21 protein-coding genes are annotated in these 24,135 nt (G+C 39.8%); 13 read left to right on the forward strand and 8 right to left on the reverse strand.

All coding sequences use genetic code 11. From position 1 onward, the window contains the following. Positions 1-478: 478 nt before the first annotated feature. Positions 479-1,375: an SDR family oxidoreductase gene (locus R2R28_RS14050; protein ID WP_316826314.1), complete on the forward strand. Its 897-nt coding sequence runs from the start codon at positions 479-481 to the stop codon at positions 1,373-1,375. Between the two features lie 98 nt (positions 1,376-1,473). Here the strand turns inward: R2R28_RS14050 and R2R28_RS14055 are convergent, their stop codons facing one another. The 5 genes from R2R28_RS14055 to R2R28_RS14075 all read right to left on the reverse strand — a co-directional run bounded on the left by R2R28_RS14055 (position 1,474) and on the right by R2R28_RS14075 (position 6,994). Next, positions 1,474-1,980 carry a DinB family protein gene (locus R2R28_RS14055; RefSeq protein ID WP_316826315.1) on the reverse strand — a complete coding sequence of 169 codons (507 nt, stop codon included), beginning with the start codon at positions 1,978-1,980 and terminating at the stop codon, positions 1,474-1,476. A 501-nt stretch (positions 1,981-2,481) separates the two neighbouring features. Next, complete coding sequence (locus R2R28_RS14060; RefSeq protein WP_316826316.1) at positions 2,482-4,224, reverse strand: STN and carboxypeptidase regulatory-like domain-containing protein; 1,743 nt, start codon at positions 4,222-4,224, stop codon at positions 2,482-2,484. Continuing rightward, complete coding sequence (locus R2R28_RS14065) at positions 4,224-5,183, reverse strand: FecR family protein (RefSeq protein WP_316826317.1); 960 nt, start codon at positions 5,181-5,183, stop codon at positions 4,224-4,226. The genes R2R28_RS14060 and R2R28_RS14065 overlap by 1 nt, the downstream gene beginning before the upstream one ends. 13 nt (positions 5,184-5,196) lie before the next feature. Next, positions 5,197-5,799 (reverse strand): RNA polymerase sigma-70 factor, encoded by a 603-nt coding sequence (locus R2R28_RS14070; protein ID WP_316826318.1) that lies wholly within the window; start codon positions 5,797-5,799, stop codon positions 5,197-5,199. Between the two features lie 100 nt (positions 5,800-5,899). Further along, positions 5,900-6,994: a hypothetical protein gene (locus R2R28_RS14075; protein ID WP_316826319.1), complete on the reverse strand. Its 1,095-nt coding sequence runs from the start codon at positions 6,992-6,994 to the stop codon at positions 5,900-5,902. A gap of 289 nt (positions 6,995-7,283) precedes the next feature. On the opposite strand from R2R28_RS14075, the gene R2R28_RS14080 reads away from it, so the two are divergent. From R2R28_RS14080 to R2R28_RS14115, 8 genes are all read left to right on the forward strand, one after another. Further along, positions 7,284-7,820: a sigma-70 family RNA polymerase sigma factor gene (locus tag R2R28_RS14080; protein ID WP_316826320.1), complete on the forward strand. Its 537-nt coding sequence runs from the start codon at positions 7,284-7,286 to the stop codon at positions 7,818-7,820. Between the two features lie 113 nt (positions 7,821-7,933). Next, a complete protein-coding gene (locus R2R28_RS14085; RefSeq protein ID WP_316826321.1) occupies positions 7,934-8,584 on the forward strand; it encodes a hypothetical protein in 651 nt (216 codons plus the stop codon). Positions 8,585-8,599: 15 nt separating this feature from the next. Further along, complete coding sequence (locus tag R2R28_RS14090) at positions 8,600-9,817, forward strand: DUF4374 domain-containing protein (RefSeq protein ID WP_316826322.1); 1,218 nt, start codon at positions 8,600-8,602, stop codon at positions 9,815-9,817. Positions 9,818-10,077: 260 nt separating this feature from the next. Next, the gene (locus R2R28_RS14095) at positions 10,078-12,462 is read left to right on the forward strand and encodes a TonB-dependent receptor (protein WP_316826323.1); all 2,385 of its coding nucleotides are present in this window, start codon (positions 10,078-10,080) and stop codon (positions 12,460-12,462) included. A 29-nt stretch (positions 12,463-12,491) separates the two neighbouring features. Continuing rightward, positions 12,492-13,697 carry a hypothetical protein gene (locus R2R28_RS14100; protein WP_316826324.1) on the forward strand — a complete coding sequence of 402 codons (1,206 nt, stop codon included), beginning with the start codon at positions 12,492-12,494 and terminating at the stop codon, positions 13,695-13,697. Between the two features lie 20 nt (positions 13,698-13,717). Further along, positions 13,718-14,848 (forward strand): PepSY-associated TM helix domain-containing protein, encoded by a 1,131-nt coding sequence (locus R2R28_RS14105; RefSeq protein WP_316826325.1) that lies wholly within the window; start codon positions 13,718-13,720, stop codon positions 14,846-14,848. Positions 14,849-14,851: 3 nt separating this feature from the next. Continuing rightward, entirely contained in the window at positions 14,852-17,341 is a 2,490-nt protein-coding gene (locus R2R28_RS14110) for an outer membrane beta-barrel family protein (RefSeq protein ID WP_316826326.1), read from the forward strand. Between the two features lie 300 nt (positions 17,342-17,641). Further along, complete coding sequence (locus R2R28_RS14115; RefSeq protein ID WP_316826327.1) at positions 17,642-18,004, forward strand: hypothetical protein; 363 nt, start codon at positions 17,642-17,644, stop codon at positions 18,002-18,004. A gap of 163 nt (positions 18,005-18,167) precedes the next feature. On the opposite strand, the gene R2R28_RS14120 is transcribed toward R2R28_RS14115, so the two are convergent. Further along, a complete protein-coding gene (locus R2R28_RS14120; protein ID WP_316826328.1) occupies positions 18,168-18,908 on the reverse strand; it encodes an SDR family oxidoreductase in 741 nt (246 codons plus the stop codon). 108 nt (positions 18,909-19,016) lie between these two features. Between R2R28_RS14120 and R2R28_RS14125 the strand changes: the two genes are divergently transcribed. The 3 genes from R2R28_RS14125 (at position 19,017) to R2R28_RS14135 (ending at position 20,796) form a co-directional block, all read left to right on the forward strand. Continuing rightward, positions 19,017-19,586, forward strand: coding sequence for a Crp/Fnr family transcriptional regulator (locus R2R28_RS14125; protein WP_316826329.1), 570 nt, complete (start codon positions 19,017-19,019; stop codon positions 19,584-19,586). Between the two features lie 119 nt (positions 19,587-19,705). Then, positions 19,706-20,074 (forward strand): PleD family two-component system response regulator, encoded by a 369-nt coding sequence (locus R2R28_RS14130; protein WP_316826330.1) that lies wholly within the window; start codon positions 19,706-19,708, stop codon positions 20,072-20,074. 179 nt (positions 20,075-20,253) lie between these two features. Then, complete coding sequence (locus tag R2R28_RS14135) at positions 20,254-20,796, forward strand: DoxX family membrane protein (RefSeq protein WP_316826331.1); 543 nt, start codon at positions 20,254-20,256, stop codon at positions 20,794-20,796. Positions 20,797-20,931: 135 nt separating this feature from the next. On the opposite strand, the gene R2R28_RS14140 is transcribed toward R2R28_RS14135, so the two are convergent. Further along, the gene (locus R2R28_RS14140) at positions 20,932-21,573 is read right to left on the reverse strand and encodes a hypothetical protein (RefSeq protein ID WP_316826332.1); all 642 of its coding nucleotides are present in this window, start codon (positions 21,571-21,573) and stop codon (positions 20,932-20,934) included. A 201-nt stretch (positions 21,574-21,774) separates the two neighbouring features. Here R2R28_RS14140 and R2R28_RS14145 point away from each other — a divergent pair, with 201 nt between their 5' ends. Further along, complete coding sequence (locus R2R28_RS14145; protein WP_316826333.1) at positions 21,775-22,569, forward strand: SDR family oxidoreductase; 795 nt, start codon at positions 21,775-21,777, stop codon at positions 22,567-22,569. Positions 22,570-22,844: 275 nt separating this feature from the next. Here R2R28_RS14145 and R2R28_RS14150 read toward each other — a convergent pair whose 3' ends face one another. Continuing rightward, entirely contained in the window at positions 22,845-23,972 is a 1,128-nt protein-coding gene (locus R2R28_RS14150) for a sensor protein KdpD (RefSeq protein ID WP_316826334.1), read from the reverse strand. Between the last annotated feature and the right edge of the window lie 163 nt (positions 23,973-24,135).

Consider the following 24,135-nt stretch of genomic DNA (forward strand, 5'->3'; position numbering starts at 1 on the left):
CCCTGCTTTTCATTCCAAGTCCGCACTCGTACCTCGCTTACGGGCTTTCATTGCAATCAGGTTTAAGAACAAAATTTCTTGCGACCAATACCAGCAGCAAATTCCATCAGCGATAATCAACATAAATTTGCGGAAGGATATTAGTTTCCTGCTGATTTCGGAGATATAGGCAGAAGCATTTTTAAAAACAGGTGATTCTATGTTCTTTTTATGCAACTAAAACCCTAAAGAGCACCACCTCCCCTGCCACCTAAACCCGATCGAAGCGAAATGCCGATATTTCATCGGCAGAAGCGGGAGCGGGACTAGCATATCCTGAAAGCTGCTGTTTTTGCTTTCCAAAAAATTAATCCGCAACCAAACATCAACACTGTTTTTGGCTACAACATCAACAGATTTGGCTAAATCCTTCTTCCGAACACTTCCGATATTTGTTTCATTCAAAAATTAAATCATTTGTTTTAAATAAAAATCAATCATGCGTGTATTTGTAACAGGAGCCACTGGTTTTGTAGGTTCCGAAGTCGTTAAAGAATTAATAAATAATGGCCACCAGGTTTTGGGTTTGGCCCGTTCGGATGCATCGGCCAATGCCTTAATTGCAGCTGGTGCCGAAGTGCATCGCGGAGACCTTATTGATTTAGAGCGCCTGCGTAGTGGTGCTGCCGCTACCGATGGTGTCATCCATACGGGTTTTATCCACGATTTTACCCGTTATAAAGAAATGTGCGAGGTAGATAAAATTGCCATTGAAACAATTGGTGCCGAACTGGCAAATTCTAACCGCCCGTTTATTGTAACCTCGGGTACCGCATTGGTAAGTCCGGGCAGTTTGGCTACCGAAAATATAATTCCTGCGGTTGGTGCATCGGTACATCCCCGCGTATCAGAGCAAACAGCCGATGCCGTAGCCCAACTCGGCGTAAGAGCAGCTGTGGTACGTTTATCACCATCGGTACATGGAGAAGGCGATTATGGTTTTGTGCCAATGCTGATCAAGCTTGCCCGCGAAAAAGGCATATCAGCCTATATTGGCGAAGGGCTTAACCGCTGGTCGGCCGTACACCGTTTAGATACCGCTGTGCTTTACCGCCTGGCCTTAGAAAATGCGACACCTGGCGCAAGGTTCCATGGTGTGGCCGAAGAAGGAATTACCCTCAAGGCCATTGCAGAAATGATTGGTAAACAGCTCAACATGCCCATAATATCGGTACCTGCAGCAGAAGCAGCCGAACATTTTGGTTGGTTAGGTGGTTTCGCAGGTATGGATTGTCCTGCATCGAGCAAAATTACCCAGGAAAGTTTAAACTGGAAACCAACACATATAGAATTATTGGCTGATATGGAACAGGGAGATTATTTTGGCCAGATGTAAAATGGAGGAGGGATGATGTGAGAAGGAATAGGCTGAAGCTGGATGTCGGAGGTACAAAGATAATTACCGAGCCTGTCAATCAGCGTTAAAGAAAAGCTTTATTTTTTCACTACGACAGCGGTAACCATCAGCTGGCCAACATGGCGCATGGTATGTTCTGCAGCGTGGAAAAGTAACCCAATTACCGTTGATGGAAGTTTGGCGCGGCCAATCCCCCTAAAATCGGGCAATGTACTGATATCTGTATTTTTTAACTGCTCCATGGCAACATCAACCTGACGATTGAACCGGTTTACAAGATCGGCTACAGTATAACCTTCCGCACTGTCCTTACCCTCTTCAGCCAGTTGTGCAAACTGAAATTCGGATAAACCTTCTGCCCTGGCGTAGGTAAATACCCTATCCAATACGCCACTTAAATGCTGAAGATGAAAACCTGTAGAAGCCATGCCCGCTGGTCGTTCCCAAAGCAATGCAACCGGAAATTCAGACATGTACTCCTCAATTTCTTCCCTTGCCTGCAAAAGCGCATGTGCTACTGGCTGCAATAAAGGATGGATATCAGGCAGTGGTCCTCTTTGCCATACTTCTAATTTTTGCGACATATTTGGATTGTGAGCTTATTATCAAATATAATGAAATAGTCCGAAAGTCAGGGCCAGAGGTCCGAAGATAAATTTGATTGCAAATGATTTGGTTCAACGATCTCTCCAATTCACGCCGTTTCGGTCAGGGATGACTATTATTTTATTAGAAGCTGTCAATGGTAGAGGTTAGCATTTTTTAAATACATTGGAGGTTTAATGGCAGTACGTAGAATCGTCATTGCCAGCCCGACTGGCAATCGTAATGCCTTGGTAGGGGTTGCAGGTTGCATTAAGATTCCCGCCTGCGCGGGAATGACGACCATTCTTTAGCATCTGTCATTGATAGCGGAGTCGAAGCATCCTGTTCCTCTCAGTGGTTAAACACAGAAATGAATGTCATTCTGCGGCGATCAGCGAAATCAGCGGGAACAAAAATGCAAAAAATTTCCCCCGCAGATCCAGGAAGATTTACGCAGAGCAGCAATAATTATTGTATGGCACTTCGTGGTTAAAAGCGCGCTACAATGAAACTGCAACACCTAAATTCCAGCCTAACCAGCCCTGTGCGCCATTGCTAAAATCGTGATGTTGTTTTGGTGCGAGTTCTTTTTTATACTTATCGCCCGAAGGGATATCAGACGATCCTTTTACATAATAATTGTATGCAGGTCCGGCAAAAAAAGCAAGCCGCGGTAAAGCATTTACCTGAAGAAGTGTCTGCAGCCTGTACAAATTATTTGCTTCTTCAAAATTGCCCAGATATATCGACTGGATGGTTCCTTCAGCTGCGATAGCGAAACGTTTGTTCAATATAAAATCATGACCAAGCCCTAAGCCATAAGTGAGGACCTGCGCAGTACCAGAAAAATTTTTGCCCACAATCAGCAACGTGTATAAGTTTGCATTTCCGCTTTTAAAAGCGATGTTAGTATTTACTACTTCGTTAGTGTAAACACTTATTTTACGATAGCCATGATTAGAAAGATTGATTAAACCGATGCTTACACCTGAGGATGAATCAGCCAGATTAACCACACCAAACTGAAAACCATCCATTTTTTTAGCGTAATTAACCAAGCCTGAAATTTGAACACCTTTTAAATGGCCTGAACTTTTATTAAGCACACCAGCCAGCTGTACCCCGCTGGTATTTTTGCTCATGTTAATCAAACCTGCTACTTGTGCCCCCTTAAGCTCTTTTCCGGCAATGTTCCCTACACCGGCCATTTGTATACCCCTTACTTTTCCTTCTACCCTATTTAATAAACCTGCCACCTGAAAGCCATCCACATTCAGGTTTATATCATTATATGCTCCCGAAAGCTGTGTGCCTTTTACCGATCCACCTACCACATTAAATAACCCAGCCATTTGAATTTTCCGAATATCACCTTTAGTTAAATTAAATACCCCGGCAATTTCGAAACCATTTGTTCCGGCGGTATAACCTCCGATGACGTTTAAAGAAACTTTATTAATCACGCTCGAACTCATGCTTCCGTGAGAACTTAAACCCGGCGTAAAAGAAGCCTGAATAGGAGTTTGTGCAAAAAAATCGGGAATGTTTAGGTTCTGAATCCGCTGTTTTGATGAAACTAAAAACCGCCAGAATCCCTTTCCTCCAAAAGTATTGGAGAAAAATGCACCACGCTCTTGATCAGGGTCTTCATATTTTCCGGGTTTGATATTGATATCGGCCAAAAAAACCAGTGAAGTATCGCGATAACTTTCTTTACTTGCCGTTAAAATTACGCCACTATGCTCACCCCTGAAACGCAAGGTAAAATATCCATTGTTATCGGTAAGTGCCGCCTGAAGTAAACGTTTTTCATAAACACTCGCTTGTTTAATTTTATTCCCCGTTCGGGTATCAGTCACATAACCACTTATGGCATATTCATTATCTCCACTTCCTATATGTTCGGCCTCGATGGTTAAATGATTTACGGCATAACGCAGGATAATATATTCTCCATTTTCTTTATAATCTACCTTACCATCAAAAAGCTGGTCCAGCACTTCGCGCACCGGAATATTTTTCACATTCAGGTTTACCAGACTATCCTGCCTAAATAAAACCCCATTGTAAGAAAAATAGAAGCCACCTGCCTTGCCAATCATCTGCAAAACATTACTTACACGTTCCTGCCGGACAGTTAAACTTACCCCTTTTGATAAATTCCGCCGATAATCTGTTGTGTTAACCTGCGCAATACAGAAACCCGAAATAAAGAGTAATAAAAAAAGCAGTTTTATTTTCATTAATCTTTATAAGACAGCAAAATGCTGTTGCCGTTACGCGATAATTTTAATTTTAGGGTTTCACAGATTATCTGTAAATTTTCATTAATGGAACCAAATTTTAAAACAGTATTGATGCTTAATCCCTTTACTTTTTCATCTAAAACAATGTTGGTATGATAAGCTTCGTTTAAAGCTTTAATTAATTTTGGTAAGGAAACATTGTTCGCCTGAAACAGGTTAGTGCGGTAGTAGTTATATAGCTGATCGGTACTTTGCTCTTTTACCAGTTGATAGGTATGACCTGTGATGAGAACTTTTTCGCCTTTATGAAGTTTAATTTCTTGATTACCCAGGCGCACTTTAACAATGCCGCTTTCTACATTTACCTCGGTATCGTTTTTAAGGTGCCTGATGTTGAATGAGGTACCCACCACTTCTACACTTACCTTATCGATATTGATTACAAAGGGATGGGCTTTATCTTTAGCCACTTCAAAAAACACATCACCATCTTCCATCTTCATTTTCCTGTTGCTTTTAAAATTACCGGCATAGCTGATTTTGCTGTGTTTGTTTAGCGTAAGTGCCGATCCATCTGGTAAACTTTCGGTACGCACCTGGTTATGGGCTGTGAGTTTGGTGTAATTTCTCGCTGCATATAAATTATACAGCAACCAACCCCCCACAGCAATAAACAATACGGCAGCTACCCTGAAACAGGTATTACGGACATTTAAACTTCTTACTTTTTCATTTTGTGGTTGTAAATTTTCCCTTTTTGTTTTAAAACTTTCCCATGCCAGCTCTACATCTCTTTTATTTTCGCTTTTTAGGGTGTTACTCACCTGCCAGATGGTTTCTAACTGCGTAAAATGTTTCTGGTTGCCTTCAGCAGCTTTCAGCCAATCTCTTACCTGCTGGTTTTCTTCCTCAGAGCTTTCTTTTAGAAGAAATTTGATCAATAATTCATCAGTCATGCGCTTTCTTCTTCTAATTAAAAAAATCTTTATAATACCACAATCCAAGTAAAGCAAACACCAGGAAATCTGCCAGTTTCAATCTTAATATTTTTAAGGCTTTACCCATTTGGTTTTCTACAGTTTTTACAGATAAGCCTAAATGATCGGCAATTTCGCGGTATTTCAGTTCCTCAAACCTGCTCATCTGGAAAATGGTGCGGCATTGCTCCGGCAGTTGGTTCAAGGCTATTCTTAAATGCTGTTGCAATTCTGAGAGTTCTACTTTTGCAGCTGCGGGCTCATGTTCAGTATTCATGGTATGTATCGTAAATTCCTGGTACTTGCTTTTGGTTTTTTCCTGTTTAAGGTAATTGATACTATCGTTGTAAACACATTTGTAGAGGTAGGCTTTTATGGATTGTATCTGCAGGTTTTGCCTTTTCTCCCAAAACTTTAAAAACATACCCTGTACAATTTCTTCAGCCAGGTCCTCATCTTTTAAAATTACCTGGGCGTAGGCATGCAGCGCATGGTAATACGTTTTAAACAATTGTTCAAATGACGTATCATCATCATACCGATGCATTTTTCCGGAAACTACTGCTGTTAATTCCAATGGTTTATTTCTAGTCAAATATAATGGTTGAAGGAGAGATTGAATGAATGATTGAGTGTTAAAATGGACTAGTCAAAAATCATTCTCACTTTCAAAATTCATTCGTTCTATCATTTCTTTAAAAACTAACTGCTAAACCGCCGGTATAACCAAAGAACATGCCGTGCAGCGTATTATCTTTCCTGTCCCAGGTTTTTACATAGTGTTTTTGTAAGGTTTTGCCTTCTTCAGTATTGGTAGATATAAAGTTGAAAGATGGACCAGCAAATATCTCCAGGTGAGGGCCTATTCTTAATGCCGGCATCAATTGGAAAGTAGATTTAAAATAGTTGCCCCTTTTAAAATCCTGTAATGAACCTCCTGTAAGTTCGGCATTTAACCTAAAATGTTCCGATTGGAAAAAATGTGCACCTAAACCGGCTTCGAAGGCATAAACCTCATCTTTGTTTTTAAAATTATAGCCTGCACCAATAATGCCATACAATACTTTACCACCAGAGCGGAAAGTGGCCATTGTGGTTAAATTCTGATTGGTGGTTAAAGCAATACTTTTTTCGCCATTTTTAACAATGTTTATGATCCCGATAGGATAATCGCTGCTGTCGGCTATGTTAATAAAACCAGCAAGCTGAACACCCTTTACTTTTTTAGCAATGTTGATAAAACCTGCAATTTGTGATCCTTTTACATCTGCCGCTTTGTTCATAAAACCACCAATCTGTACCGCCGAAACATTTTTACCCGCCCAGTTTAAAAATCCGGATATCTGCATACCACTGTTTTCTTTCGCAATATTGGCAAAACCTGCAACAGCTGCTCCGTTGCCTCCTCCGTACGTATTGATAAAACCAGCAAATTGTGCGCCTTGTGCCTTGCCACCAATGTGGTTAGAAAAGCCTGCAAACTGTGTTCCACCTGCATTTTTGCGAATGATATTGGATAAACCTGCAAAAGAAAGTCCTTTTTCTGCTGCCGAAACGCCAACGAGTAGATTTAAAGAAAATACATTGCTATCCAGCGCTGCATGTGTTCCGTTTGTGCTTACAGGATATATTATTCCAATATTTACTTTACCTGCTTTACCTTCCTGTGCAAAAATAGTTAAACTTGAGCTCAGCAATATTACCAGGCCTAATGCTATAACATGTAATGCTTTTTTAAAGTTGATATTTACACTTAAGCTGTTTTTAATGTGTGTTAAAGATGTTTTCATTTCTGTCTAATTTTAAAATGAGACAACGAAGTACACACTTACCCCTACGCAGGAAGAAAAAATATTTTTAGATGGGATAAGTCCGGAAGTCGGGAGACCGGGGCCCGATGATAACGTGGATAGATTAATAAGCTATAAAATTTTATTCTGCTCTTAACGCTGTGCCCTATGCGCCTTTCTCTTTGTGCCCTCTGTGGTTAAACGAGACAGGACGAAAAACAAATCAGAATCGCTCTTATTTTTAATCAATCTAAATAACTATATTTGCAACAAATCATCAGATTATTATTTGGAAGCTTCAGGTCATCCTTTCTCGGGCGGATTATTTAAGATCGATAAACAATCGTTCGAAATGGCCTATGATTTATATTGGGAAAAGGTATTTGCCGTTTGTTACAATAACATTAAAGAGGTTGAACCTGCAAAAGGCATGGTACAGGAGATTTTCAAATCCCTTTGGGAACGACGGGCGGAGCTTGAAATAGAAAAAATTGAACATTACCTCATTCGGTCTGCCAAATTTAAAACCTTCGAATATATCCGCAATAAGGTTAGCAGGCAAAAACACAACGAATTTCATGTAATGGATTGCTCAGCATCAAGCAATTGCACCGAAGAGCAGGTACTTTTTAATAGTTTAAAAGAAAAAGTAAACCTGTTGGTCGATACATTGCCCTGCCAGTGCAAAAGGGTTTATAAAATGAGCCGCGAACAAGGAATGAGCAATAAAGAAATTGCCAATATGTTATATATTTCCGAACGTGCTGTGGAGTACCACATTACCAAAGCCATGGGCAAACTTAAAATGGGTTTGGCAAATTATTAATTTTTTTAATTCATCACACTTACGGAAAAGCGGTGTTTAGGCTACTTCTAATTAAAAGCAATAATTATATTAAGTTTGCAGATAAGCATTTCTGTTAACGGCAATTTACCCGTATGAACATTAGTAACGAACTTTTAGAAAAATACCACCTCAATACCTGTACTGCCGAGGAGCGCAGCATGGTAGAAGAATGGCTATTTAATACTGATGTAGATGACCTGGATACCACAATGCTTACCCGGGATAAAAACAGCCTTAAGCATGAAATGTGGCAGGAAATTGAAACAACCTTACCAAAGGCAGTTAAACCATTACCCAAAAGAAGTCATGTTTATTTTATGTGGAAAGGTGCGATTGCTGCTTCGGTGTTTATTGCATTGGCCGTTACAGTTATTTATTTCCTGTTCTCTAACAGGTCCACTACACAAACTGAATTTTTAGAACTAAATAATCCTTCTGCATTACATGTAAAACACATTGATGCTACAGGGTATAATGTATCGCTCGGGCCAAATACCATTGCCAAAATAAATAACAATGATGGGATGATCGATCTGACGGGAAGCATCCTGATTTCACCTAAAAAAGATATCAACCTCATTTTTGAAGGAACAGATAAAAAAGTAACCTTACTAAAAGGACAAACTTACATTATACTAAAAAATAAAACAGGAGTAAAAAGTATCATCGTAATCAGCGAAAGGAATTTAATGGATTTGCCACCTGTAATGCAGAAACAGCTTTCTACCCAGTTTGATATTTAATCGCTCCATCCTACCATGAACCTCGATAGTACCATTAAATCTTTCTTCACTGTATTTTTTTTATTTTGCTTGTTTGGTTGTAAGGAAACAAAACCAGTAGATCAAAAGGGAGCTAAATACAGTTTATATATTTTGGCGAAAGATGGAAAGGAATACCTGCTCACCAGTAATACATTGGATAGCGGCGAATTAAAACCAGAAACTGCAGGTATATATTTAGACCCAAAAGATATGGACCGGGATGTTTTTGTAAAAGACGGTTTTTTTTATCACCTGAACCGCAAAAGCAATCGTTTCTCTAAATTTAAACTGGAAAATGGAAAGCTGGTTACCGGTGGTTTTTTAGATCTTAAAGATTTCAGCATCGAAAATTTTAACTGGATCGGAAAAGATAGTTTATTGTTAAGTGGCTTAAATCTTTCAGGGTATAACCATAGTAAATACAATTTCATCAATACGGCTAAGATGGAAACCATTGCGAAGGGTGACATGGAAATTCCGGCACCATCAGGTAAATACACAACACTCTCTATCGGTTTTGTAGAAAAAAAAGGCAACTCACTCCTGGTTGGCTATACCTATCATGTAGCGCAAAGTGTTTCTAATTATTTAACCAGCGATACCTTATATGTTTCGGAGCTGGGTTACCCGAAGATGAATCTGATAAACACCCAAAAAGATACGCGTTCTACTTACCCTGGTGGAATTAACACCATTCAATCTTATAATTTTAAAGATGAAAAAGGCGATTATTACTTTCAATCGTGCCCGGGCATTGCCTTAGGCAACCGACCTGATCTTCCAACCGCAGTATTTAAGATCAATGCTGGCGGGAAAAAGATCGATCCTAATTATTTCTTCAATATTTCAGACTCCAAAATCCAAAACCATGCCTACGGAATGTGGTATTTAGGTGGAAATAAAGCCATTATCCGCTCAGAGCGAAAAGACTTGTATAAAGGTTTGGGCGACCATTACAGCACGGCACATTTTGAGTTTTATGTGCTCGATCTGGTCACGCAATCAGTTACCAAACTTAACCTGCCATTAGATAAAGGAACCCGAAGGGAATGTGTAATTGTGGAGGGGGATACGGCATATATTTCAGTAAATTCTACCAAAGAAGGCAACTACATCTGGTTGTACAACATTAAAACGGGAGCGCTAAAAAAAGGTCTTCAATTGGGGGGAGATACTGATTTTATTATGCGGATAGACCGGTTGAAGGATTGATAGATAACTGTCATCCTTGTAGCTGCTGAAGGATCTTTTTAAAAATACTCTTTTAAGGGTGTTTCGACAGGCTCAAAATGACAGCATCTAAGCTGTAATCACCCGCTAGCACAAGTTTTAATGGGCCTGGGTTAAGAGGTTGCATCATAAATATAGATTTGTCGGGGATGACAAAGAACTTTATTTTCTTTTTTTGCATTTCCCACCTTCGGGAAAAAGCGAATTGTGCTACTACCCTGTAAATGCACAAGATTAAAATAATGTATCGCTTAAAATTTCTATTCTTATTCCTACTTTTTTCTGCCACAGTTTATGCACAACAGGGTGCACAGATTTCGGGTTACATTACCGATAGTACCGGGAAGGTGGCTGGCGTATCAATCTTAATAAAAAACACTAAAATTGGTACCACCACCGATACCGATGGTTTTTATAATCTTAAAGGTTTAAAAGCAGGAAACTACACCATTGTAATTTCATATCTGGGCAGTGTGGCCGGTACAAAACAGGCCAATCTTAAAAGCGGCGAGCAATTGCAGCTGGATTTTAAACTGGACAAAAATCCACAGCATTTAAGTACTGTTGCCATCACCGCCAAAACAAAAAGCACGGCACTTAAAGAATCAGGCTTTAATGTAAACGGTATTGAAACCAAATTATTTCTGAACACCACAACCGATCTCAACCAGGTCCTGAACAGAAGCACTGGTGTAAAAGTGCGCGAACAGGGTGGTATGGGTTCTGATTTTAACTTTTCACTTAACGGTTTATCGGGCAAGCAGATTCGTTTCTTTCTGGATGGTATTCCGATGGAAAGTTTTGGCAGTGCCATGTCTTTAAACAACATCCCTGTAAACCTTGCCGAACGTATTGAGGTGTACAAAGGTGTGGTTCCGGTAGAGTTAGGTGCAGATGCCCTGGGTGGCGCAGTGAACATTATTACCGATCAGCACACTAAAAAATACCTGGATGCCAGTTTCAGCTATGGCTCGTTTAATACCAGCCGCACGGCCATAGCCGGTCGTTTTACCGATGAGAAAACAGGTTTGATGTTCAATTTTAACGGTTACCATAATTATTCCGATAATGATTATTTAATGCGTAGCAACCCTCAATACGATGCGGCCATAAAAGTTGTCGAAAATGGAGAACTGGTAGAACGTGATGTACGCCGTTTCCACAATGCTTACCGCGCTACAATGGGACAATTTGATGTTGGTTTAACCCATAAATCGTGGGCCGATCAAATCACCCTGGGATTGGTATATTCCAACCTTTTTAAGGAAATCCAAACCGGAACCAACCAGAATAAGGTTTACGGCGCCCTAAACAACAGGGAGCAGTTTTTAATGCCTTCTGTTAAATACAAAAAGCAGAATTTCCTGGTAAACGGATTAACGGCAAACCTGATGGCTTCTTATTCCATTAACCGCTCTAAAGTTGCCGATACTTCTTCTTACCTCTACAGCTGGAGTGGCAAAGGCAGGTACGAACCCATCCAGGGCGAACTGAACGATATCAAGAGCATTTATCACTATAAAAATACGACAGGTATTGCCCGTGCAAATTTTGCTTACGGGTTAGATGCCAATAACAGCTTAAATCTGAATTACAATTATAGCCACTTTGGACGGAGTGCAACCGAAGATCTTGGCGTGGTTAAAAACAATGCCTTCGATGTTCCGAATACGATCAGTAAAAATATGCTGGGTTTTGCCTTTCAAAACAACCTGTTTAATAAAAAGCTAAACACCACTGCATTTGCCAAATATTATAATTTTAATGCCTTTGTACGCAATGCTGTATATTTTAGCAAAGAAAACAGCTGGGTAAAATCAGACTCAGAGTTAAGCAACAACTATTTTGGCTATGGCCTGGCCACGAGGTATAAAATTACAGAGGCTTTGGGCTTAAAATTTTCTTATGAACATGCCTACAGATTGCAAGAGGGGGATGAACTTTTTGGTAACGGGATAGATATCGCTTCTAATGTTAACCTAAAACCTGAGAACAGCGACAACATCAACCTTGGTGCTTATTACAGCTTTAAAATCAACCAGCATAAATTTGCCATTGAGGGCTCTTACTTTTTCCGCAATGCGAAAGATTTCATTTATTTTATTCCAACAGGAGGCATTTTTTCTAATTACACCAACTTAGGTAAAGCGCAGATTAACGGAGCAGAAGCCGAAATCCGCTATAATTACAGCGAACTGTTCGAGTTCAGCGTAAATGCCACCTATCAAAACGCCATCAATAAACAGGAATACGAACTGGGTACGGGCCTAAAAGATATGACCTATGGCGATCGTATCCCTAACCAACCCTGGTTATACGGAAATGCAAATTTCAGCATTGGTAAAAACGACCTGCTGGGGAAAGATACCCGCTTACAGCTTAACCTCTCAACCCAATATGTAAACTGGTTTTACCTTAACTGGGAGAGCAGGGGAAGTATCGAATCCAAAAATAAAATCCCGAGCCAACTCATTCATAATGTTGCGCTTTCTTACTCCATAAAAAACGGCAGGTACAATATTTCTGCCGAATCGTTCAATGTAACCAACGAGCTGACTTACGATAATTTCAGGCTACAGAAACCCGGAAGATCGTTTTTTATGAAACTGAGATATTTCATCAAATAATATAAAAATCAATAAAAACAATAAAAATCATGTTAAAAACAAACCAGAAACGATTCGTTTTATTTGCACTTACGCTTTTAGTTACCGGCTTTTCGGCCTGTAAAAAAGACAGTACCCCAACCGAAGAACCCACTACAGGCACCAAAGATTTCAGCATTTTAGCCCAGGCAGGTACACCCTCTGCCATGTATATTTTACACGCACCATCACTAAGTGAGGGTTCGGTAACCACAGCCGGTAATGGCGTAGAAACCAGCTTAACCGTATTAACCACCAAAGGCGGCTTTTATTATGCCACCAACGATGCCGGTAATCTGGTTAAATTCTCTTCAAACAATAAAAATATAAGCGTAGTAAAAGAAATTCCGTTTACCCAGATCAGCTGGGCTTATTGGTCGAGTTTTTATTTATGGAAAGATGATAAAACACTTGTTTTCTTTAGCGTAAATTCTGGTCTGCAATATGAGTATGCCATTTTGAATGTAGAAACCATGACTTTCACCGCGAGTGGTAACATTAATATTCCTAAACCAACAGGCGATTATTACTACTGGGGCAACAGTGCCACATTTGTAGGCAATAAACTGTACATCAGCTATACCAAAAATGCAAATGCTACAGATCTTTCTATTAACGAAAACTACCTGGCTTCGATGGATTTCCCGGCGATGAACAACATTGTGGTAAGTACCGATACCCGTTTTAATTTCCCAAGTCATTATACGCTGCATGCGCCAGGCGCCTTTACCGATAACGGAACGGCCTATTTTTTAAATTCTCCTACCATTTGGGCTACTGCCATGACAAATAAGCCATTCGGTGTTTATAAAGTAACCAGCGGAAGTACCAAGGTTGATGCTTCTTATTTTTACGAACTTACTGACAGAACGAAAGAAGAGGCACTGGGTTTTTACTACCTGGGCAACGGAAAGGCCATTACCAAAATTCTTGATAAAACACAGATCGATGGCTCTGCTGCCTACAGCACAAAATACATTACCGATTATTATGTGGTTGATGTTGTGAACCAGACCAAAACCAAAATCAATATCCCAAAAAGTGTGAGCGGTGGTTACTCAGAAAATGTATTGGTTGATGGAAACGTAGCTTATATTGGCGCTAAAACTACCGATGGACTTTACATTTACGAATATAACATCACTACGCAGGCTGTTAAAAGAGGTTTAAAACTCGAAGGTATTAATGCCATTTCGCGTTTAGATAAAATCAAATAGTTTTCGGCCAGCATACTGATATGATTAAAAAAACCTTAAAAAAAATAAATGCCTGGCTTCATCTCTGGCTTGGTTTGGCCTCGGGTATTGTGGTGGTGGTTTTAGGAATTACAGGTTGCATATTGGTTTTTGAGCAGGAAATTAAAAGTTTAAGCTCTCCCTGGTTGTTTGCTGAAAAGCCGGCAGGGGGAGTTGTACTCCCACCTTCTAAAATTTACCAATCGGTTAAAAACCAGTTGCCGGGTAAAGAAATCCACTCCGTTTGGTATCATGGCGAGAATAGATCTGCAGCAGTTACCATCAATGCTGATTCTACTGTTTATGTAAATCCCTATACTGCAAAAATTACAGCTTTGGTTCATCATGAGGATTTTTTCGAGTTTATAGATGATGGGCACCGGAGGCTTTGGCTCCCAGATAAAATTGGCAAACAGGTAATCGGCTGGGCCACCTTTATTTTTTTTATTCTACTCATTACCGGTTTAATATTGTGGTGGCCAAAAAAATGGAACAAAACCGGGAAAGATCAAAGTTTTAAAATCAAGTGGAAAGCCCGTTTTAAAAGGGTTAATTACGACCTGCATAATGTATTGGGCTTTTATTCCCTCCTTTTTGCATTATTAATGGCCATAACCGGCTTGATTATGAGTTTTAGCTGGTTTAACAAAAGTGTGTATTGGTTAACAGGTGGTATGGGCAACCCGCGTAGGCAGCAAACCGAGGTTTTTAATGCAGCACCTCATAACATGTTAGCGAATGTAGACCTGGTTTGGTTAAAAGTTCAGCATACAATCGCACTTTATAATAAAAATCAGCTCATTGTCTCTTTTCCTGATGAAGCCGACGAAGCAATTTACGCCTGTACAGATATGATAAATGGTTATTGGAGAGATTTATATTTTAACCCCACCACCCTCCAGCTCACGCAGTCGGCCGGAAAACCATTATCACAACTTGCCTTTTCCGATCAGGTAAGAAAGTTAAATTACAGCCTGCACGTAGGTGCATTTGCTGGTTTACCCAGCAAAATTGTTTTCTTCTTTGCCAGTTTAATCTGCGCCAGCCTGCCTATTACCGGATTTTACATCTGGTGGGGCAAAAAGAAGAAGAAACCCAGGCAGAAAAATATCCCTATACCCTTAAAAGCATAATTTATGTACAAATTTATATCCCTTGCATCAGGTAAAAAACCTGATGTTAGTAAACTACTGCCTTATATTTTTTTGCTTTTACTCTGCTTTTTAACCAGCAATAAGGTTTTCGCACAATCCGATCCGGCAATTAATGGAACCGTGGTAATGGAAAATGGCAGCCCTGTTGAATTTGCCTCTGTTGCGTTGCAAAATGAAGAAGGTAAGGGCATAAAAGGAACTTTAACCGATTCTTTAGGTCGTTTTTCTTTCCCTGCGTTGCAACACGGTAAATACCGGATTAAAATTTCGAACATGGGCTATATTACCCACCATACCAATATTATCCAGCTCACGGCGCAGCGCAGTATGGTGATTTTGGGCAAATTAAAACTGATGGAGGATGCCCAAACCTTAAACTCCGTAAATATTTCCGTTCAGAAAAAAGTAATTGAACAAAGCATTGATAAAATGACCATTAATGTAGAAAACAGCATTTTATCAGCAGGTAATACTGCCTTAGAATTGTTGCAGCGTGCGCCGGGTATTAAAGTTGATGATGAAGGCAAAATTTCGTTAAAAGGGAGGACCGGTGTAAATGTTATGATCAACGGAAAACTCACCTACCTTTCGCCTGCCGAATTAGCTGTATTGCTAAAAGGCACAAACTCGGCTTCTGTTTCTAAAATAGAAATTATGGCCAATCCTTCTGCCAAATACGATGCTGCGGGTAATGCGGGCATCATTAACATTGTGATGAAGAAAAGCCAGATGAAAGGCTTAAATGGCTCGGTTAGTATTAATGGCGGTGCAGGAAGGAAGGCACGATACGGCTCTGGTTTCAGTCTTAACTATAAAAATGCTGGTGTTAATGTTTTTGGAAGTTACAATTACACTTACCGTGGCGAAACCGAATACCTCGATTTTAGCCGGCGCTTTTATACCAATGGCATTGTAACAGGCAATTACGACCGCATTTCCAATCAACATACCGAAACCAACGAACCTTTAAATACCAACAATTTCCGTGCAGGGATGGATGTAGATATCGATCAAAAAAACACCCTCGGATTTTTAATCAACGGAAACATTGGCAAGTACCTTCATGATAGTAAAACCAGCAATATCTTGCAGAACCAAAGTGGTGTGATCCAATCGGAAATGGCGACAACCAATTACGATCAGCAAAACTGGAGTAATATTACCTATAACCTTAATTACCTGCGCAAGTTTAAAAAGGAAGCCCGAACACTAAGTGCGGATGTAGATTTTGCAGGCAACAGTTTTACTTCAAAATTAAATTTAGATACCTATACCGCGCCAAATGCCTCAACACCAGCCAAAACCAGCAATAGAAAAGGTTATGTTCCGGCCAAAACCGATGTATATGTGGCCAAGGTAGATTATAGCGATCAACCGGGGAAGGCCATAAAAATAGACGGCGGTATAAAAAGTGCTTTCATTAATGCTGATAATAACCTCCTTTATCAAAATTTAGCTGATGGTGCCTGGGTTTACGATCCGAGCAGCAGCAATTATTTTAAATACGAAGAGCAAATCCATGCAGCCTACCTTAACCTGAACCGCGAGTTTAAAACCTTTACTGTACAGTTAGGTTTGAGGGGAGAATATACCCACACTTTAGGCAATCAGGTAACTACAGGCGCTGTACTTAAAAGAAATTATTTTCAGTTATTCCCCAATGTGGCATTGAACAAAACTGCCGGAGAAAATAACCAGTTTCAGCTAGCTTATAGCAGGAGGATCCAACGGCCGGATTATGGCGATTTAAATCCTTTCAGGGTATTTAGAGATCCGCTTTTATATTACGAAGGAAATCCTTACCTCACACCAGAGCTTACGCAGAACATTGTTTTAAGCCATGTTTTTAAAGCCAAATACACCACCGCTTTAAATTATAGTCGCACCACTGGTGTAATTACCTGGGTAACGGGCCAGATTGATACCCTGAATACCACCTACGAACGTCCGCAAAACCTGAAAAGCCTGGTAAATTATGGCATCAGTTTTACCGGTCAAACCAATTATTTTAACTGGTGGACAGCCACCAATTTTGCCAACATTTATAATCATGTATATCGTGGCGGCGATGAATCCGGAGCATTTAAAAACAGCCAGGTCAGCTTTACCATCAATACGCAGAATTCGTTTAAATTAGGTAGTGGATATAGTGCGGAGTTAAATGCCTATTTCAATTCGAAATCGGTTTACGGCATCTCTACCGAAAAAGCATATCATTCCGTATCGGCAGCATTTCAAAAAAACCTGTTCAAAGATAAAGCCAACCTTAAAATGTTGGTAAACGATATTTTTCAATCGAGCCAGTACAAACAGTTTACCCGTTATCAGAACATCGATATGAACAGCCATGTAAATGTTGATGGCAGAAGAGTGATGTTATCCTTTTCTTACCGTTTTGGCAATACTTTCAATATAAAGGAGCGTAAAAATGGCGATGATGACATTCAGAACCGGATAAAAGGTGGTGGATAAAATTTTTCTCGTTTACGCCACAAAGGTTCATTATCGGCAACCGAAACCAATTGAATACTAATAATAGCTCAATGTCAATTTAACCACTACATGTCCCGATTATCATGAGATAAAAAAGGATGCACACAGATATAAGAATCTGTGTTTATCTATGTACATCTGTGGTTAAAAACCCTGAATTTCGCTTGATACAACACCAATTTACAAGAATGAAAGGAGGAAGTAATCACAATTTTTCTTATTTTATCAAAACTATATCCCGGAAGTTGAGTTGAAATAATAGTACCAATGGAAAGCGATATGGAAAAAAAAGAGACCAAAACACGTTTAATTAACGAAATTACCACTACCGGACTACAAACAGCAGCCAAAAAACTAGGCGCTTCTGCAAGCAAAAAACAGATTAGAAAAGGTGTTTCCAAAAACCTCAGTTTAATTGATGAACTGCTGCGCATTGCTTTAATTAAGAGCAAAGACCCTTCGAAACGGACGCAAAGAAACATGGAATTTATTGGCCTTGGTGTTATTGCAGCACATTCTTTTTACAAAGGCTTAAAAAAGAAAAAACGCTTATGGATTTTTGAAGGAGTGTTTTTAACGGCAGCACTCGGTGGCGTATTATTGGCTACCCAGCTTAAGGCAGTGAAACGACAAGTTAGTTAATGGTTAAAACTGGACGATAAATCATCATTTCGATCAGATAGCTATCTCACGATATTGTACCCTATACCAATTTTTATCGGTAGCGAAATGGAGAAATCTTCGGACATAGTTCAAAGATTTCTCCACTGCGGTCGAAATGAAGATTTTTTACTTGCCGAACACGTTAAACCAGTACCGAACCACCATCAACATACATAACCTGTCCGGTGCTGTATTGCTGTTTCATGGTGTATAAAAAGGTTTGCGCAATATCACTGGCCTCTCCTACTCGTTTTACAGGCAAACTTTCGCCAACATTGGTATACAGGCTATTTCGGTCTGCTTCGCTCATGCTGTTCCATAAATTGGTTTTAACAACACCCGGTGCTACCAGATTTACCCTCGTGGGAGCCAGTTCTACCGCCATTGCCCGCGTAAAACCTTCCATTGCAGCACAGATACTGGCTGCTATGGCCCAACCGGCGCCTGGCCTCGGACTGGCCGTTCCACCAGTTAAATTAATAGAACCACCCGCTTTAATTTTCTTCGAGGCATATTTAACCGCAGCGAAAGCACCCCAGTACCTTAAGTTAAAAAACTGACGGGCAGCTTCAATATCAGTTTCATCAATGGCATGCAAAGTCAGGTTTTCGCCCGCTGTATATACCAGGTGATCGAAAGGTGCAACCGAATCAAAAAACTGTTTAATATTTTCTTCTTTACCCAAATCTACAGCAAGACCACTGCAATTCTCCGGCAGAGATTTTAAGGCTGCGTTTATCCTGTTTTGATTACCAGAAACGATAACTACCTTTGCACCTTCATGCGCTGCGGCTTCTGCTGTTGCCAATCCTAAACCCGAGCTACCGCCCAATATGATTACTGTTTTGCCTTCCAGTGTAAATTCATTTGCTTTTATTTTCATGATGTTGTAATTTGAATGCAAATTTTAGGATATTGGTTGCCAATCTACTTACCAATTGGTAAAATCGATCAGCTTATATTTTTGTCCCATTCAGTTCCACCGATAGCAATGCCAAATTCACTTATCCATTTCCTGAAACAGCACCATTCATTTTCAGCAGCGGCAGAAAAATACATCGAAGCCGCTTTTAAACCCGTTATATTTAAAGAAGGAGAAGAACTCTCCAGACCGGGCACGATTAATAAAGAGCTTTTTTTTATTGTTGATGGTGTGCTCAGGATCGTGATCCGCAATGAAAAAGGGAATGAAATAACCCATTATTTTTTAAAAGAAAATCAGTTTTGCACGATACTAAACAGCTTTCATAACCAGGTGCCGGCAGAAGAATGGATCCAGGCGGCCTGCAGTTGCGAAGTATTGCAGATAAACAGAGTGGCGCTATTAAACCTGTACCAACAGGTGCCCGATCTCCAGGCACTAATCGATCAGATTACCCAACAAGCCCTGATCAATAAAATTAATGTCCGGAATGCTTATTTAGGACAGGATTCTACCAACAGATACCGTTTATTTATAACGAGGCAGGCCGATATTGCCCGCCGTGTTTCCTTAACCGATACGGCTTCTTACCTGGGCATAACCCCACAATCTTTATCGAGGATCAGAAAGCAGATTTAAACCATTTTTGACCCTGTTTTTTTATTTGTTTAGTAAAACATCAACAATATAAAACTTTATCCGTTGTTTAGTGTTACGTTTTATTGCTAATCACTTAATGGGTAAAGGAATTTTATATTATGGGAAAAAAGATATGTTTATTGGAGGATGATGAGGGAATACGTGAGATTATCGAAATGATACTGACCGATGAACAATATGAAGTATATGGTTTCTCAAATGTGAAAGACTTTATGGCTTTTGAAGATAAAGCATCGCAGGATTTATACTTACTGGATGTAAGGCTTCCGGATGGTAATGGTTTAGCTGTTTGCGATGACCTGAAAAACAACGAAGCCACCAAATTTATTCCCATTATGATGATGAGTGCCCATGCAGGCCTCAGCGAAATGCGACACAATTGCAAGGCCGAAGAATTTATTGCCAAACCTTTTGATATTTTCGATCTGCTCAAAAAGGTCGATCATCAGTTAAGCAAGGGCAACTAGCGTACCCTGATCTGTGTCTCCACAGATCTTTAACAAATTTAACCAAAGATTTAGAATTTAACCAGGCTTCTAAAAAAGATATGGACATGCTTTAACATCCCAAAAGCGTAAGTAACCCCTTTTTGAAGTAAACTATGCATCGTTAATCCCCGTATGTATTGATACTAAAACCTAAAAACATGTTCAGTATCAGCGGAAAAACAGAAGCAAGAATTGTGGCCTGGAAGGCACGGAACGGCATCAATATTTTGCGGATCTGCCTCGGTATTATATTCATTTGGTTTGGCGTGCTTAAATTTTTTCCGGGCATGAGTTCTGCTGAAGAAATTGCAGGCCGCACTATCCTCAGACTCACTTTTGGATGGGTAAAGCCATCCACATCCATGCCCATACTGGCCATTTGGGAATGTATTATTGGCTTGGGCTTAATTACTAAAGCATGGCTCAGACTTACCCTCATTTTGTTGTACATGCAAATGGCCGGAACATTTCTTCCACTAATCTTTTTTCCGCACGAAACCTTTCATCATTCTGTACTGGTTCCAACGCTTCTGGGACAGTATATCATTAAAAATTTTGTATTAATTTCTGGTGGCATTTTAATAGGTGCAACACTTAAAGGTGGCAAACTAATCAACAAGCCATTATTGGAAGAAAAGGCTGTAAAACTTGAAAAACGCTTTGGCAGGATCAGACGTTTGGTTAAATTGGAAACAGCCTAAAATAGCAGCGGTTTATTTCACATTTTTAAAACAATATGCACGGGAGCTTGTTCTTAATACAACACCTACCGAAAAACAGTTAATAAAACAGACTTTGCATCAGCAAGGTCTGTTTTGTTTTTTAACAACAGTTTATTATTCTTTCAGCTCCATAATAAAAATTTCCCCCTGCGCAGAGTTAAACTGTACATTAACCACATATTTTTTACCATTATTCTTAAAAGCATATACGGCAAAAGGTTCATCATCTGATAAACCGGTTGTACGGTGCTTACCGCTCCATAAATTTTCTTTCAGTTTATTTCTTAAAGCCTCATTAGCTGTTTCATTTGCCGGATAATTACCTTTATATAATTGTTTGGCACCTATTTTAGCGATATAATCTTCAATATTTTTTTCAAATAACCTTGTGCTGAAATGTTGTCCATCTACATTTTCAAAAACCAATATACCAAGTTTTCCTTCTGCAGTGTAAACATCCTTACCTGTATAGTTCTCCAGTTTTTCATTTTCAAAAACTTCAGATAGTCCGTCTTTTTCATCTAAAATTTTAAATTCTTTAGAGGGCTTAAAAAATGGATAGTTGCCAATTTCTTTTGCTTCGGGAATGCTATCCCAATTAACAATTGTGGTGGTAACGCTTCCATTAATTTTCGGTTGTTCAACAGTTGTTGTTTTTGAAATACTGTCTTTAGGATTTTCTTCTGTTTTCTTTTCCTTGCTTTTACAAGAAACCAGGGCCACTCCAAGTAGGAGGGCAATTGCAGTTTTTTTCATAGTGGTTTTAGGGTTGATTACGTTTTAGATTCATTTTTATTTTCCGAATCTCTGTTTATTCAAAAATGATGCCCCGATTATATAGAGGCAGTAATTTATTTTAGCATATTCTGATGACACTTTTTCGTCGAAAAATTGTTCAGTTTGTATATCCCTCAGGACAATACTGTTTGATCATCAACATGAATTAAAAAACAAAAAATGGATTTACAATTAAAGAATAAAACAGCTTTTATAAGTGGCTCTACCGCAGGTATTGGATTCGCAATTGCCGAAAGTTTGTTAAAAGAAGGTGTAAACGTAATCATCAACGGCCGATCGCAAGGCAGTGTAGATGATGCTGTAAAAATTTTGGAAGGTATTGCAGGCATTGGAACCGTTTCGGGTATAGCTGCCGATTTTTCGAATGCAGAAGAAGTAAGCAAGCTGATTGCGCAACTCCCTGAAATCGATATCCTGATTAATAATGCAGGTATTTTTGAACCAAAAGCTTTTGAAGAAATCAGCGATGAAGACTGGTTTAGGTTTTTTGAAGTAAACGTAATGAGCGGCATCCGTTTGTCGCGCGGGTTATTCCCTAAAATGTTAGCGAAAAATTGGGGGCGGATTATCTTCATTTCCAGTGAATCTGCAGTATTCATCCCTGATGAAATGATCCATTACGGCATGACTAAAACAGCACAACTAGCCGTTAGCCGCGGTTTGGCAGAACTCACCAAAGGAACACAAGTAACCGTTAACTCCATTTTGCCTGGCCCGACCAAATCAAAAGGCGTTGGCGCTTTTATTGAGGATTTATCAAAAAAAGGAAATATTTCTGTAGCACAAGTAGAGGCTGATTTCTTTAAAAATATGCGCCCAACTTCATTATTACAACGCTTTTTGGATGTAAGCGAAATTGCAAATGCAGTAACTTTTTATTCGAGCCCTTTAGCCTCCGGCACCAATGGCGCAGCCATCAGGGTAGAAGGAGGATTGGTACGGTCGATACTATAACTGTTTGTCATTTTGAACGCAGTGAAGAATCTTTGTATTGTTGCGCAGATCCTTCAACTGCGCTATCAATGACAGATTCTAAAGAATGGTCGTTATTCCCGCGCAGGCGGGAATCTTAATGCAACAAATAAATCAGCGAAAGCATTAAGATTCCCAATCAAGTTGGGAATGACGACCGCGCATAATCCTCTCCTGCGTCATCCTCGCGCAGGCGGGGATCTTAATGCAAAATACATTAACATAAGCTTCCCAATCGGGGCAATGATGATTAACTTCTAAGAAAGTATCACTAAATCAATATCTTTCATGGCCAGGTTTTTCAACAGGCCATTAAAAACGGCTGTACGCAAAATCACCTGAAAAATATTAAGATGGGGCTTGCCGATGCAAATGGTGGTGATTTCTTTTTCAGTGGCGATATCAATAATGGTTTTCGTAATGGCATTGCTTTTTACTTTGATCACCTCTGCACCCAATTCGGTAGCCAGTTTAAAATGGTTAATCAGGTGGCGCTGCTTATCCAGTTTAATGCGTTCCATACTTTCGCTATCGCTTTGTACGTACAATACGATCCATGGCGAACGGTAATAAGAAGCAAGCCTTGCCGTTTTGCGGATCACCACACCCGCTGTTTCTGCATTAGAAGAGATACAAGCCAAAAAGCGTTCGGGCCTGAGTTTAATTGATTTTGGAATTTCAGTCTGGATTTTCCGTTCTACCTGGTGCACCACCTCTTTAAGGGCCAGTTCGCGCAACTGCAGGATTTTATCCGGCTGAAAAAAATTACCCAATGCCCGCTCAATCTTCGATTGATCGTAAATTTTACCCTCCTTTAAACGGGTAACCAGTTCATCGGCAGTAAGATCGATGTTTACAATTTCATCGGCAAGTTCCAGAATTTTATCAGGAATGCGTTCAGTAACTACAATTCCGGTAATCTGTTCAATTTCTTCGTTAATGCTTTCTAAATGCTGAATATTTACGGCCGAAATTACGCTGATGCCTGCTTCCAGCAGATCGAAAACATCCTGCCAGCGTTTGCTGTTTTTGCTGCCTTCGGCATTGGTATGCGCAAGTTCATCAACAATTACAATTTCGGGGTGGCGGTTCAGAATCGCTTTCAGGTCCATTTCTTCTATTTCCTTCCCGCGATAAAAGATCTTTCGGCGTTCTACAATCGGAAGTCCTTCAAGCAAGGCATGTGTTTCTGCCCTTTTATGGGTTTCTACATACCCAATGCATATATCCACCCCGTTGCGCGACAATGCATGAGATTCTTGCAACATGCGGTAAGTTTTACCCACACCTGCACTCATACCGATATAAATTTTCAGTTTCCCACGTCTGGATTTTTTCACCAGATCCAAAAAATGCTTTACCGATTCTTCTTTTTGTTCTTCCATGGTATTTACCAGCTAACGCTCATGATTCCGTTTTCTATCAAAAGGGTAATAGCAATAATCATCACCAATGTGAATAATACCATCATAAATCTAAAGGAAATCCTGTTAAAAAGCAGCTTAAAATATTTTTCTGTGGCATAACTTTTTTTTACCGAATATGCTC

The sequence above is a fragment of the Pedobacter miscanthi genome, assembly GCF_032678605.1.
GTDB classification, from domain to species: Bacteria; Bacteroidota; Bacteroidia; order Sphingobacteriales; family Sphingobacteriaceae; genus Pedobacter; species Pedobacter miscanthi_A.